Annotated in this window: 17 protein-coding genes; 4 read left to right on the top strand and 13 right to left on the bottom strand. The window is 39.7% G+C overall.

The features are described 5' to 3' along the window. Window position 1: 1 nt before the first annotated feature. The 3 genes from AAB400_00520 to def are packed head-to-tail and all read left to right on the top strand — an operon-like array spanning window position 2 to window position 3255. Window positions 2-796: a class III extradiol dioxygenase subunit B-like domain-containing protein gene (locus AAB400_00520; GenBank protein ID MEK7648386.1), complete on the top strand. Its 795-nt coding sequence runs from the start codon at window positions 2-4 to the stop codon at window positions 794-796. Window positions 797-805: 9 nt separating this feature from the next. Next, the gene (locus tag AAB400_00515) at window positions 806-2731 is read left to right on the top strand and encodes a hypothetical protein (protein MEK7648385.1); all 1926 of its coding nucleotides are present in this window, start codon (window positions 806-808) and stop codon (window positions 2729-2731) included. A 20-nt stretch (window positions 2732-2751) separates the two neighbouring features. After that, window positions 2752-3255, top strand: coding sequence for a peptide deformylase (gene def, locus AAB400_00510; protein ID MEK7648384.1), 504 nt, complete (start codon window positions 2752-2754; stop codon window positions 3253-3255). A 5-nt stretch (window positions 3256-3260) separates the two neighbouring features. Here def and AAB400_00505 read toward each other — a convergent pair whose 3' ends face one another. The 11 genes from AAB400_00505 to AAB400_00455 all read right to left on the bottom strand — a co-directional run bounded on the left by AAB400_00505 (window position 3261) and on the right by AAB400_00455 (window position 10319). After that, window positions 3261-3995 carry a hypothetical protein gene (locus AAB400_00505; protein ID MEK7648383.1) on the bottom strand — a complete coding sequence of 245 codons (735 nt, stop codon included), beginning with the start codon at window positions 3993-3995 and terminating at the stop codon, window positions 3261-3263. Beyond that, window positions 3992-4405, bottom strand: coding sequence for an NUDIX domain-containing protein (locus AAB400_00500; GenBank protein ID MEK7648382.1), 414 nt, complete (start codon window positions 4403-4405; stop codon window positions 3992-3994). The genes AAB400_00505 and AAB400_00500 overlap by 4 nt, the downstream gene beginning before the upstream one ends. Window positions 4406-4414: 9 nt before the next feature. Next, complete coding sequence (locus tag AAB400_00495) at window positions 4415-4849, bottom strand: hypothetical protein (GenBank protein ID MEK7648381.1); 435 nt, start codon at window positions 4847-4849, stop codon at window positions 4415-4417. A gap of 138 nt (window positions 4850-4987) precedes the next feature. Then, entirely contained in the window at window positions 4988-5584 is a 597-nt protein-coding gene (locus AAB400_00490) for a hypothetical protein (protein ID MEK7648380.1), read from the bottom strand. A 109-nt stretch (window positions 5585-5693) separates the two neighbouring features. Beyond that, window positions 5694-6314, bottom strand: coding sequence for an alpha/beta hydrolase (locus AAB400_00485; GenBank protein ID MEK7648379.1), 621 nt, complete (start codon window positions 6312-6314; stop codon window positions 5694-5696). 121 nt (window positions 6315-6435) lie between these two features. Then, on the bottom strand, window positions 6436-6900 hold the full coding sequence (locus AAB400_00480) for an inorganic diphosphatase (protein MEK7648378.1): 465 nt from the start codon (window positions 6898-6900) through the stop codon (window positions 6436-6438). Window positions 6901-7041: 141 nt separating this feature from the next. Further along, entirely contained in the window at window positions 7042-7476 is a 435-nt protein-coding gene (locus tag AAB400_00475) for an NUDIX hydrolase (protein ID MEK7648377.1), read from the bottom strand. Window positions 7477-7508: 32 nt separating this feature from the next. Then, entirely contained in the window at window positions 7509-8033 is a 525-nt protein-coding gene (locus AAB400_00470) for a hypothetical protein (GenBank protein MEK7648376.1), read from the bottom strand. A 208-nt stretch (window positions 8034-8241) separates the two neighbouring features. Continuing rightward, window positions 8242-8700: a hypothetical protein gene (locus AAB400_00465; GenBank protein ID MEK7648375.1), complete on the bottom strand. Its 459-nt coding sequence runs from the start codon at window positions 8698-8700 to the stop codon at window positions 8242-8244. A gap of 442 nt (window positions 8701-9142) precedes the next feature. Further along, window positions 9143-9757 carry an RsmD family RNA methyltransferase gene (locus tag AAB400_00460; GenBank protein ID MEK7648374.1) on the bottom strand — a complete coding sequence of 205 codons (615 nt, stop codon included), beginning with the start codon at window positions 9755-9757 and terminating at the stop codon, window positions 9143-9145. A gap of 151 nt (window positions 9758-9908) precedes the next feature. Next, window positions 9909-10319, bottom strand: a complete 411-nt coding sequence (locus AAB400_00455; GenBank protein ID MEK7648373.1) for a nuclear transport factor 2 family protein — start codon at window positions 10317-10319, stop codon at window positions 9909-9911. 188 nt (window positions 10320-10507) lie between these two features. On the opposite strand from AAB400_00455, the gene fmt reads away from it, so the two are divergent. Continuing rightward, the gene (fmt, locus tag AAB400_00450) at window positions 10508-11452 is read left to right on the top strand and encodes a methionyl-tRNA formyltransferase (GenBank protein ID MEK7648372.1); all 945 of its coding nucleotides are present in this window, start codon (window positions 10508-10510) and stop codon (window positions 11450-11452) included. Window positions 11453-11457: 5 nt separating this feature from the next. On the opposite strand, the gene AAB400_00445 is transcribed toward fmt, so the two are convergent. Both AAB400_00445 and AAB400_00440 read right to left on the bottom strand, forming a co-directional pair. After that, the gene (locus AAB400_00445; protein ID MEK7648371.1) at window positions 11458-13776 is read right to left on the bottom strand and encodes a glycosyltransferase; all 2319 of its coding nucleotides are present in this window, start codon (window positions 13774-13776) and stop codon (window positions 11458-11460) included. Window positions 13777-13892: 116 nt separating this feature from the next. Beyond that, the gene (locus AAB400_00440) at window positions 13893-14081 is read right to left on the bottom strand and encodes a hypothetical protein (protein ID MEK7648370.1); all 189 of its coding nucleotides are present in this window, start codon (window positions 14079-14081) and stop codon (window positions 13893-13895) included. Window positions 14082-14094: the final 13 nt, after the last annotated feature.

The following is a 14094-nucleotide window of genomic DNA, read 5'->3' as shown; positions in this document are numbered from 1 at the left end:
TATGCCCATTGTCTATAGTGCCATCCTCCCCCACTCCCCCATCCTTCTTCCTACTATTGGAAAAGATGTTGCCGACAAAGTATCGGTGACTTCTCAAAGTTTTGCAAAAGTTGCTGTCGAACTTTCAGAATGCACTATTGATACTATTCTTGTCATTACCAATCCCGACTCTAAGGGCATTTCGGATACATTCACCATTCAAACCGGAGAAATAGTAAAAGCAACATTTGAAGAATTCGGGGATTTTGTGACCCAGAAAGAAATAAAATGCGATACGGTGCTAGCGCTTGCGATTAAAAGAGGTCTTGAAGAACAACACATCCTCTCACAATTCAATAGTGATGAAAAGCTAGACTATAGCGCAAGCGTTCCGCTTATTCTTTTGAACGCACTAGGGACTAAAATCGTTGTTATTCAACCGCCTGACTGCTCATTCAAAACATTGATGACATACGGCGAAGTACTCCAAAAGATTATACAGCAATCGGACAAGCGTATTGCCGTCATTGCGTCCGGCGATCTCTCCCATGCCCTCACTGCCGACGCTCCGTTAGGATTGCGGCTTGAAGCGACAGTTGTTGACCAAGATATCATTACCCTTTTTCGTTCACGCCGCATGCCGGTGAGAAAAATCACTTCATTCCAAAAAGATGCTGCTCTCCATGCGGGAGTTTGCGGACTTAACGCATTTGTCCTCTTGGGTGGCATGCTCCACCACATGAACTTCAAGCCACATTTCCAATCATATGAAGGCCCTTTGGGTGTGGGTTACTATATTATTTCGTATACCTTCTAGAAAACTGCTATGATCGCAGCAATTGTCCCCATACTCAAACTCGCACGGCATTGCGATTATTTTGATTATGAAGTGCCAGACATCATTGCGCACGACTTGTGCCTAGGACAGTTAGTCGCAATCAAATTTAGGAATAAAAAAATCCAAGGAATTGTGTGGGACATTCGAAATGAAGTGGCGCAAAACGAACAGAACCTTAAATGCATTGATGCAATTATACGAAAAACTCCCTATCTATCAGAGTATCAAAAAACAGCTATTGAGTGGTTTGCTCGTTATTATGGGGTTTCACTTGCACGCGCAACATACCTATTTATTCCTGTACAACCTCGCAAGAACAGAAATTCTTCAAAACCATCCTCAATAACTATTCCGCATATTGTGGTTGGCGAACGGAGCGACATTTCAGTGCCAAATGGGCGTTCGACCATTGTTGCTGCTGACTGGCAAGGCTACCTATCTATCATCACCAACATTTGTCGGGATAGTAAAGAACAAAAAAAACAAGTACTCATACTTACGCCATCTATCCATGATGCAGTATTTATTCATGCATTTCTTGCTCCTCTCTTTCCCAACGACACTCTCTGTATTACCAGTGAAACAAATGCATCATCACTTGCAAATGCCTATGATCTTGCGGCCGAAGAAATGTGCCACCTTATCATATCAACACGGCATGCACTGATGTGGAATATCCCTTCACTTGAGCATATTATTGTTCTTGATGCAGAGTCAAAAGACTACAAACAATACGACCAGAACCCGCGTTTTTCTACACGAGCAGTTGTGGAATATATATCACAGAGCAGAAGCATTAGTCATACACTTCTCACATTCTCGCCGTCATGCGAAATAATGCATGAATCGCTCAAGACTTCAGTTCCAATTCGATCGATACAATCGCATACACCATTAGCATTCATTAAAACTGTTAATCTGAAAGACCATTTTCGAAGTGGCAACACGGCATTTATTAGCGATGTATTGCAAAACGCTATTTCGCAATCTCTTTCGGAATCAAAAGGTGTCTTTCTTTTTTTAAACAGGAAAGGATATGCCGGACTCGCGCAGTGTTCGGTGTGCTCACATGTTTTCGCGTGTGAACAATGCAAGCTCCCTATGCGCTTCTCTGTGCGTACGCATTCCCTTCGATGTACGGCATGTGAACACACGGAACAACTCCCACCGCACTGCCCCCATTGCAAATCCCATGACATTCGGTTCTCCGGAGTTGGGATCGAAAAAGTTGCCAATACACTTCGTTTGCTTTTTCCGAATGTATCGGTAGTTGAAATGAGTATGGAAAAAAAAACTTCGAAAGAAGAAGATAGTAACATTGAAAAAGATATACAAACGCATATTATCATTGGAACGTCGCACGCATTCCAGCAGCATTGGGAATGGTTCGACCGCATAGGATGTATTGGTATTATTCTTGGAGACCCCCTGCAATCGCTCATCGATTTCAGATCGCTCGAGTACCAATGGCAAACACTCATGCGCTTACGGGCTCTTGCAACAACATTTGGCATTACGACAGTTGTACAATCATTCGATCCTACTTCGCTTTTTATCCAGACGCTCTACCGTGCAGACTGGAAAGAATTCTGCGATTGGCAGGAAGCCATGCGAAAACGATTTTCCTGGCCTCCATACAGCCGTCTTGTAAAAATCATAGCTCGCCACCACACGGCGCTTATTCCCGATGCATCCGAAATGCTTATGAAAAAAATGCGTACTACTATCGCACCGATGAAACACCTGATTACGTTATTTCGGACAAGCTCTATGCGTTCACTCCAGAGGCCTTATTTTCTTATCAGAATAAACCGTGAAACAGGCAGTATTGATCCCCTGCCGAGAGAGCTTGAAACATTTTTCAATGAAATTTCTGATGACTGGCTTATTGACATTGACCCAGTAACGTTCTAGTATACTCTAGGTATTTCACTATGACTTTACCTATTGTCACAATTCACGACAACAACCCGGTACTCCGACAGCGAGCACGCGAAGTCGAGGATTTTAGTGATCCGTCATTTCAGAAACTTATTGATGATATGGTTCCGATAATGTATGAAAAAGACGGGATAGGTTTAGCGGCTCCCCAAGTAAACCAAAGCATACGGCTGATTGTAACAACCCCGGATCCGCATAACTATGAATATTTCCGACAAGCAAAACATGAAGCCATTATTCTTATCAATCCCGTTATTATCCAACATTCACTTTTCAAGGAAAACGGCGATGAGGGGTGCCTCTCGGTACCCAATTTATTTGGCAGTGTCAAGCGATGGAAGAGCGTAACCATTACCTACTGCGATAGAAATGGTTTAAAGAAAAAAATAAAAGCATCAGGACTCCAAGCCCGAGTTTTTCAGCATGAAATCGACCATATCGACGGCATACTGTTTATCGACAAAGCGGAAAAAGTCTGCAAAGTCCCGCAGATCTGAGCGCTCTATTTTTTTAAAAACTTTTTTAAAAAATCTTCCCGGCTAATGGAAGCCCTTTTAATTTCCTGTTTTTCATTTTTGAAATGTAGCATTCTAACATCATCAGAAATATCCTCAACTGCAAAACCAGCTATTGTAAATAATCCTGGGTGTTGCGCAACCAATGGAGAGGTTGCTGTAATACGCCTAATATCCGGATCTCTATCAATTATTTCAGCCAGTTTTCTCAGTCCGCTGCGATATAATGATAGTTTATTTTCAACCGTTTTTCCTAGTGATGCATGAATATGGATTAAATCACTGGACTTTCCATATGATAATAGCCTGTTGATTTCAGTAAATCCTTCTGACTCATTCATGGCTTTTGCATGCGCTTCTTCAAATTCTGCAGCATGCGCTTTTCTTATTTCCATGGCAGGCTGTAATACCGTAATAACAGCGCCTAAAAACTTTTTCTTATTATGAATAGCTGCACACTGCAATAATGACCGTTTTATTTCTGAAATTTGACCCTTTGACAAAAGACTTTTATCAACCCATTCAAAAAATGGATCTAGTTTATTAATAATTTCCTTCACTCTATCCTCAGAATTATTAAATTGATCGCAAATTGCACTAATTCCAACTTGTGCTTGTTTCAAAAAAGGATCTTCTTTTGCACTCTCCCGTCCAGATCCACTTTTTCTTTTTTCAAACAATTCAGCTACATAACCAGATGGAGTGAATGACTCTACTTTCATAAACCAAATCCTATTCTCACTTCCTCTTCCATTCCCTCAATGCAATCTAAATCCTTGAGTTCATTGGGTACAATCCATTTGTACTCATCGAAATCTTTTGCAAGAGCAATTGTTCCTGGTTTTGCGATCACTTCAAAACAAAGTCCAACAACATTGACATTATCAGGGCGGACAAAGGTAAAATCCTTAAGAAATTTTTTGTAATCTTCAACTTCAAGTCCAACTTCTTCCAATACCTCTCGTTTCAATGTCTCAAGAATTGTTTGGCCTCGTTCAGTCTTCCCTCCCGGAAACGCCCATTTTCCAGGATAGGCAATTTCATGCATACTTCGCTTTACGACCAAAAATTTGTCCTTCTCCGGATTTTTGATGAATGCCGTAATGGCCACAATATGGAGTTTTGATGACATAGGATATATTTATCTAAAATCTTTAAAATTATTATTTAACATCATCTTCGTGCTTTGATAATAGTAGGAAATAGAATCTTCCATACCATTTAACAACCTTTTCTTGACCTTAGTAAATACCATCAAAGTTGCTTCGCCAATTTTTACACCCCATCCCTGCTCTGTTCTTACCCATTCACCACCAAGAGTGTGTTTAATGGCTTCACCCAAGAAACTGCCAAATACTAGTATAACACTATCTATTTGGACTGGTGGCTTCTCGGGCCAAGCCGATTGAATAATATCATCAAGTTTCAAGACGGACTCTTCATCATATTTCAAATCAACGTCAAATGATTGTTTGGCTGTGTCTATATGCATCTGGGCATACCGGCTAAATTGATTTTGTTCCATACATAAATAAACTATTTTACTTAACGTTTCTGAATATGCAATGCTTGCCATATATTACAACAAAGGGGTAGCAGCCGCAAATATTGGTGAGTTAGCTGCGATAGAACAAACACAAAACGCAGCTAGAAGCACTGAGGACCGAGCTCGAGTGGAACGTCTCGAGAGCTGGGGCGAAGAGTATCATTTTAATTAATTTTTCATTCGGACACTCACAAGGCCTTCCTTGCCGTCACTCCATAGATAGCCTGTGTACTTTTCAAGTTCTGGTGGTTCGACTTTCAACGAAATTTCTGACTTGCTGAAAAGGACTATCGTTTTATATTGCTTCTCACTGATTTGTTTTTTAGCAGAACTCTTATCAATGTCGCCAGAAAGGATGATTTTTTGCAGTTTCAGACAAGAATCAATAACTGTATCACTGAATACTTCCATGTTTTTGATAACAACGACGCGTTCGTTTAGATCATCAAGCATTTCCATAGCGGATAAAAAGAGTTTTTCATTTCCACTTTCTAGAATGATTGCATGGGCGTTTGAATTAAGTTGACCTTCATCGGTGATAAAAGCAGTTTTTGATTCCTCTCCTTTAATTTGTTGCAAAAAATTATCCTTAGCCATTGGATACGCTGTAAGAAATAGTATCTTTGACCCTCGTAAAAACAAATCAGCGACCATCACTACCGAGAAATGAGAGCCGCCAGCCTTTGGTGCATAGTGAATCAGGCAAGGAAGGCCGTCCTCGCCAATGTGATAATCTTCGTTGTTTAGTAGAATTGTGTCTGCCATATAGAAAATAGATTAAAATGATATTGCACCTAACGTCCGCGTGGATGCGGTTCCATGGCCGACGGAGGGATTTTTTCGGCCAAAAATTAAATTCAGATTTGAGGAAATTTTATTCGTCGTGGCTTGCAAGTAATTCTTTTAATAATAGGGGAAACGTGGGAATGAGAAAAGAGAAATGACCATAACCTTCAACCAGTACGACCTTAGCATTGAGTTGTTCTTTATACATTTGTACGTGTACCGATTTTACAATAGAATCCGCTGTATCATAAAAAATAGTAACACCATTCTTAATCTGCTTTTTTACAGAATCGCCGATCTCAAAATCGTAAAATTCATGACTCGTTGAAGACAGATCAACACCCCCTTCGGAATATCTTGCTGGCGCAATTAATATTAATTTTTTAATCTGCTTTTTTTCTTCAATAATATATCTTGTTACAGCCGCACCTCCTGCGCTGAGTCCAACAAGTGTAGTATTCTCATCAACTCCAATTTCGTCAATCACCTTTTTCCATTCGTTGTATGGTGCTTCCCAAACTTTTGTCACTTGTGGAGTGTATGCTTCATAATTTTTCTTTTCTAACTCTTTTTTCGTCCAGCCCATCCAATTACCCTCGTTACTTGGATTGCATAATGGAATATCAATAATAGGCGTACCGTCAATCTTTTCCGAAAATTTTCCATACATCAGAATAACTTTGTTTTTGCTGACTTTGTTTTCTATCATAGTCTTTCGATTTACTTCAAGAATAAATTCCACCCAAATTCCACCCAAAAAATCACCCCGTCGGCCACGGAACCGCCTATTACCTTATTATCGGATGTTGAAAATTTTTATCCCGTCTTGGTTAAACATCTTTACAGCTTTCAATATATTTCAATGCTTGTTCCTTGTCGAGAAAATTCCCTACCCGATTTTTGTTTGGACGAATGTGGTCAAAAACATGGAGCACGAAATCCGTGAGGCTATCTTTTACTTTATCACTGACAATATTTTGACCGCTATCTTCTAAAATCATGAGGACGTTGTGATCTACTTCTTCTACATCGCCCTTAGACTTATCCCACGACTTTTCCATCTGCTCCATCAACCCGACAGGTTCACATTCCACGATTTGACCAGCTTTCAACTCCTTGTCAGTGATAATAAAGGCGTCCACGTTATCATCATCGCCGCTTGTTGTGTCAAGAATGAATCCGTAAGAGTAGGGATATTTTCTCGATACCGTTACAGTCTTTTTGTACTCCAAAGTTTTCTCGTTGTAGAGATTTTTTTGGTCTGAACCAGCTTCATTTTCAATAAAAACTTTCATAATTTTGAGAGGGATAAGAGGTGTTGATTACTTGAACCTGCTATACACTGTTAGGCGATCGTCGAGAAGCGAGGATTGGATAACAGCGACGGTAGGCGCGGACATTAGTCGACGAGCGAAGCGATGTCGATTAACGCACCCTTAGATGATGTTCTTTTTTGTCTCGTGGTTAGCAGGATCGTACTCTTTTATAAACTCCCTAACAATTGGGTAAAGAGTTTCCTTCAATGCTTCTTCTTTGGTGAAAAACCTTATCTCCACACACTCATCCGAGGGCGTAAATTTTAAATCCTTCACTTCTGTTTCATAAAGCACATTTGATTTCCACTGTTCATTGGTGCGGGGTGCTGTTACAAAATATGATGGTTGTCTATTAATGTGCGTTACATCAATACTCATCTCCTCTTTTAGTTCCCTCACCAAACAATCATAAGGTTTTTCACCAAAATCAAGGCCACCACCCGGCAATTCCCACAATCCATTATTTTCAAGTAGAAGCAGAAATCTTTTCTCATCGTCTAAAATAAGGGCCTTGATGCTTGTTCTATAAAAATTGTTAGGAATATCGCTAGTCATAATAGGCGTCATCATTAATTCAAAAGAAAAATTTATTCAAGAAATAACTTACTATATTCAAACTTCTTCAAATTATCTTCAATATCTTCATAAGACTTACCACAAATCATTCCACCGGCTATAAAAACTTCCTGAGTTACATCTACAAGGCAAAAATCTGGAATTTGAAAATCTTCCTTTTCTTTTAAGGTTGCAAATTCAAAATCAACAACTACAAGCCCTACTAACTCATCTTGAAAAACATCAAATTCTGCAATTCGACCATTATGATCATAAAAATATCTAATTTTTCTAACTTTTTTACCTTTAAGTTGTTGATTCAAAGAATTAAATTCAATTTCAGTAAGAATTATTGTTTGTTCCTCTTGATGTGAAGCATCTCCGTCATTCACAGGCTCTTTTTTGGTTAATTCAAACTTATTACCATTTTTCCTGACTCTTAATTTTGGATGTTCGCTATTTTCAGGTAAATATACATCAATAATTTCCTTGAATTTGCAACTTCTCAAATTTTCAGGAAGTTTTTTTGCCAAGTAGGTTTTTTCTAGTTCGATCATACTATTGCTGTTATTTATGATAAGAAATTAAATATTTATAATGGTTTCGCTGTTAGGCGGGACAAAGTTAATTTCATATAACTTGTTGTATCGGGTGTAAATTATTTTTTCACTTTTAGTTTTTTTAGCTCAATCATGGGGGTGAATTCATCAATCAATATTGCATAGGGGTAGGGATGAACGCCCTGTAGCCATATCGCTGCTCTGATTATTTCATGAAAATATCAATATATTTTCGATAGACAAAAGTGCGGTCGTAAGTTTCTTTGGCGTCCTTCAGTTCAAGAATATCAAGGTTCATAAATCTGTCGATAAGTTTTTGGGCTCCGACGCGAGAAAATTTTGTCCACTCCATTATTGTTTTACTTGAGACAATCGGCTGAGCATACAATTTTCGCAATACCAAAACACCGCTTTCCGATTCTCTTTTTGCCAGCGCTTGAATTTTTGCCATATCGTCTTCTCGCAGTTTTGTAATTTGTTTTGAAATAGATATTGAATCGTTGGCTGTTTCAATAATACCGTCAAGAAAAAAATCAACCCATGATTCAACCTCGCCAAAATGATAATCATGTAGTTTTTGGTAGTAAATTTTTTTGTGTTTTTTAAAATATGACGATAAAAATAACACTGGCCGCTCAAGCATTTCGCGGTGGCACAAAAGCATGGTAATTAGCAGTCGTCCTGTTCTGCCGTTGCCGTCAAGAAATGGGTGAATCGTTTCAAATTGGGCGTGGGTAAGTGCGATATGGATTAGGGGAAGAGTTAATTTTTCATTGTGTAAGAATTTTTCCAGGTTTTTGTTTTATATTTAGGCCAATTTCAATTTTCATAGATAGTTTGCTAGTTTTTTATCATATAAACTATCTTACACATTAGTTTATATGTTTTCAAGGGATGGAAACTAATTGCATGGTTTGGGTGAGGAAATTAGCGATATCTTATTGAAATTTAAAAATTTATCGCTATTTTCTGAACTGTATGACGGTGTTATTCAAAATCGCTCCGCGCTTTTGAATAACGTCAGGGATATAGGAAGTTTTTATGGAGCGTAGCGGAACCAGATATCGTTAGTTGTACGATGTTTGTAATATTTTATACCGTCCAGTTCATTTGAAATAGACTGTTTTTGTAACTAGCTTTTCACCAGAGTAATCGTCAATTTCTTCAAATTCATGTTTAAGTTGTTTAAGTTCCTTCGGATCAAAATTTCTTGGAATTCTCATTACTACCTGAGGAAAATGCTTAAAAGCTAGCTCAAGTATGTCATGCCCATTTGGAGAAAAATTATCCAATTTGAATTTTTTCAGACCTATGTAATCTGGGCCACCCCACGGCGGGTCAAGATAAACTACATCTGCTTCAATTTTTGGTGCCTCATCAAAATAATCACCATGAATAAACTCTATTTTATTGCTGACACCATATACGCGAGCATTGTTTTCAGCCATTTTAATACGATTCTCATCTAGTTCAATCATATAAACTTTTTTACAATATTGAGCAAACGCGATTGCGTTTCCACCAACACAACCAAGAGCATCAAGGACGATTTTTCCTTTCAACCTCTTGGCATGATCAATCGCGTGTTGTTCTGGAGTGATAGAAAACAATGCTTGTTCATCAACTTGGATGCCTTCGTCAAACTTAGAAAATAATTGGTACCTTTTGTCCCAGTACTTTTGAAATTTTTCTCCAAATGGGCACGTGTTAGAGTTTTTCATAGTAAAAATGAGGGATGAAAATATTACAAATTTCGTACAACGTTCGCGTGTATGCGATGTGGCGCAATGATACAATTTTTCTCATCATTACGCCATATGGTCGAGACATCAGCCGAGCCGCATACACGCTATTGTACGATGTGCGGCTTTCTTATTTGTTTACGGGCGTTCCTTGATGAAATTTTAACTTCCATCCTTTTGGAGTTTTGACCCAGATAGAGCTTCTGTTACCGACCTCTACTTCTCCATTATACTCGACTTCGCTGGTGTAAGTAACCTGAATGACATCTTGAACGACGGGGCGTAATTCAAAATTTTTAAAAGGTAACCTTGCTTTGATTTCATCACCACGCGCCCCGAGTGTATCTTCCCGTTGGTATATGCGCCCCGATCGCCCGAATTCAAAAAAATCCGGAGCAAGTACACTTTCCATATATGCTCTATCAAACCGTGTTTCAGCTATCCACATTGAATCTTCAAGCTGCCTTAGTTTTTCACGGTCTTCCTTGCTGATTTCTATTTCTCTTTCGTGATTCATAGCTAACTCTATTTTTGAATTCATACGTCATTCAGGTTATGTTGAGTAAAATGATTTTAAGAAAGCCACATTTCAGATAACTCGTTGATATATACTGTGTTTTGCAATATGATACGTAACGCAGTATGATATCCCTTAGTATAGTATGTCCAATTATTATGGCAAACCTTACACCTCACAAATCCTGCATTAAAAAACATCAAGAGCCCATTATGAACACATCTCGCATTATTTTCATGGGAACGCCTGAATATGCCGTCCCCTATCTTGAAGGGCTTATCTCAGCCGGATTCAATCCTTGCACTGTTATTTCCCAACCAGACCGTCCTAGTGGCCGCAAACAGACCATCGAACCTACACCAATAAAGAAATGTGCGCTTGCCCACGGTATTCCAGTATTGCAGCCGGAACATATTCGCGACACTCAATGGACTAATGCTATTCGCGATCTTAGCTCGGATATGATTATCGTTGTTGCATTCGGACAGATTATTCCAAAATCTATTCTCGATATCCCGCACAAAGGCTGCATCAATATCCATCCATCACTCCTTCCAAAATATCGTGGAGCCTCTCCACTGCAGACGGCTTTATTGAATGGCGATTCAGAAACCGGTGTAACGATTATGCACTTAGATGAAAAAATGGATCATGGACCGATCATAGCGCAAGAAAAAATACAGCTTGAAATGCGCGAAACGATTATCTCATTACGAAAAAAAACAACTGAAGTGGGGATACAATTACTTATAGATTCCCTCTCAAAAATAGAAAGCAATGCGGTAAAATATACCGAACAAGACCACGCACAAGCAACATATACGAAATTACTAAATCTTGATGATGGTAGTATAGATTTCTCTGCTGAATCAGCAGAGATAATTGACCGAAAAATCCGCGCACTCAATCCAGAGCCTGGCACATGGACGGTTATCCAAGGAAAAAGATTAAAAATTTTAGAAGCGCTATTGGTTTTAGGCGACAAAAATGATGAACTACTACCACCTACAACATTCTTTACTAAATCCGAGAACGGAAAGAAGTATTTATATGCACGTTGCACTCCCGGCATTCTTCAGCTCGACACAGTACAACTTGAAGGAAAGAAATCAATGAGCGGCGCTGAATTTGCCAATGGACATAGAAGTTTACTCTAGAATCACTATGTCGAAATGATTGCTCTTCTCTGAATCACATCAAAATAAAGCGAGTATGCGATGATATACCCAATACCCAAAGGGTGATTCAGATAGGGCGAAAACATATGAGTTATCAATAGCGCGACAAGTCCGCACCATAGCCCGATACTTAGCGCACGTGTTTGACCGTCTGGTGTCGAGACGATATACTGCCATCCCCTCTTAAGAAGGGTACCCAAAAACAGAAGATATACTGCAAATCCTATGAATCCAAACTTAATAAGCATATCCAAATACCCCCATTCATACGCATATGTTGTAAACGCTCCGCTTGGATTGGTTTCAAGTACGCGCGGATCTTTTGAGTAATAGGTAACGGCTTTTCCGAAACCATATCCCAAAAGCGGTTCTGCGCGAATTGTGTCGATAAGCACGGGCAACAAATTCCATCTACTTGCAGCTGCTGCTTCTTCCCCCAAATCACTCACGCGCTTAGCTAGGATATCAAATTCAAATCCTCCTTCTGTTGAAGGAATTGGTATACGCGAAACAACAACAAGCACAATAAGCGATGCGCAGGTAAGAGCGGCAAACAAGAGTGCTGTTCGAACCAACACCTTCCATGAATAATAACGAACAATGAAATACACAATAAAAGGAATTACCAAAATGACTGCAAGCCAATAGCTTCGTGAAAGACTCACGATAATCGAAGTAATGGCGCCTACGGCTAGTAGCAGTATACTTGTTCGTGAAAGAATCTTACGGGAATGAAGAAGGCTTCCGCATATCATAATGAGTATGCAAAAAAGGATGAGATCATAGATCTGGCTTTGAAGAAAGATGCGCGAAACACTGAAATCGAACTGGGTGATTTCCGCTAAGCCCGTTGTTCGCGCCCAACGGTATACTGAATAGATCACATCAAAGCCGAATCCCTTATGCCCCATGATGTAAAAGAGCGCAAGAATTGTTGCAATGCGCGTCGCACTTGCAGCAATAAACACTTTTGCAAATAATAAAAATTGTGTTCTGGACTGAACGGTATCCCAACAAATAGGAACAAGGAGAAAGAATATCCAAGCATTTGCATCTGCATAGATTGCACCAAGCGAAGTGCCGCGCGCTATTCCGGTAATGATTGCAACAATGCTCACAATGCCAATAATCCCATACCATGGGGCATAGGATGAACGTAAGAATGAAAAAGTATTTTTTCTTTTCTGTAGTATGCCAGACGCAACATATACAACCCATGCAAGGAATAGCGCGCAGAATATGCCCATACGAACACTGATAGCGCCATCCCCAATGCCAAGCGAAAACAAGTGCCCTTTTGAACCAATTGCCAGCTCTGCCACCACTAGTGCCAAACCGTATTCAAGCTTCTGAACAGAAAGTGCAAATGTCAGCAAGACCACAAACAAAAAACCAAACACATTCAATGGTTCAAAAAAATAGCCGGCAATCGAAATAAGCTCGAGCGCAATGATTGACCAGAAGAGCTTCATTCTAGAGATCGCTAAAAGGGCAACGTACAATCTCATGCAGCAAACCGCCACTATGCTTTTCCACGCAAAATACTTCCATAGATACTGCGAGCAACTTGTAAATGTATTAATTTGATTTTGTACAATATTCTGTTTTTTAAAACTCTGTCCTTTATGGTGAATAACAGTTGGTAGGGGTGTATACCAGACTTCCCAACCTCTGTCGTGAGCACGCTTACAGAGATCCACTTCTTCAAACCAGATAAAAAATCGCTCATCCAAGAGTCCAATCTCATCCAAACAGGATTTTCGTATCATGAATGCAGCACCCATTGGCTGATCGACATACTGTTCACTGTCGTAATTGAAATCTGCGGCTAGGTACTGTCGAAGTATTGGAATATTCGGCAGCACATGGTGAACTTTAAAAAAAATCAGCAATTGCGATAAAATTATTGGGAATCGCCTGATTGATTTCTGGAGAGATCCGTCCGGATTGAGTATGCGGCACCCTGCAATTCCCGCCCGCTTATGATCATCTAAAAAGGAAATGAATTGATCAAGAGTATGCTCAATAACATGGCAATCGGGATTGAGAAGAAGAATGTACTCTCCCTTCGCCTGCCGGATAGCCTGATTACACGCAACAGCAAATCCGCGATTATCCGGATTTGCAATAAGACTAATGTTTGAAAAATCCTTTTGTACCATCTCGGCGCTTCCGTCCGACGAACTATTATCAACAACAAAAACTTCAAATGGAAAAGACGGCGCATGGCACAATACCGACTCAAGGCATTCTTTGAGTAGTTCCCGCACATTCCAACTAACAATGACAATGGAGAGTTTCATAACCTCTCCATTATACTAATTAAAGCCTGTTTTGCAATGCCTATGGCCTTTCTTGTCCCTGAAATCTTCCCTGATAGTGCGCTTCTCCTTCGCATCGCTGGAAAATAAAACGTTGGTTAGTCCCTCCATTTTTTATGTTCCTTACTTTGCGCTTCGGGTATTTCACCTATCATGCCAAGCGGGGCAGAAGGCGAGATCGATGCCATCATATATTCGAGCTCTTCAAGCGTAAGAATTCCAACGTTTCCTTGCAGTGGTTGACCATCAGCTCCTTCAAGATTAAACTGTGGATATTCAAGCCCCATAGATAGTTGGGTA

The sequence above is a fragment of the Patescibacteria group bacterium genome (genome assembly GCA_038065255.1).
In the GTDB taxonomy this organism is placed as follows: Bacteria; Patescibacteriota; Patescibacteriia; order JACQRZ01; family JACQRZ01; genus JBBTRI01.
The sequence above is the reverse complement of the archived record's forward strand: the minus strand, read 5'-3'. Positions and strand labels throughout refer to the sequence as shown.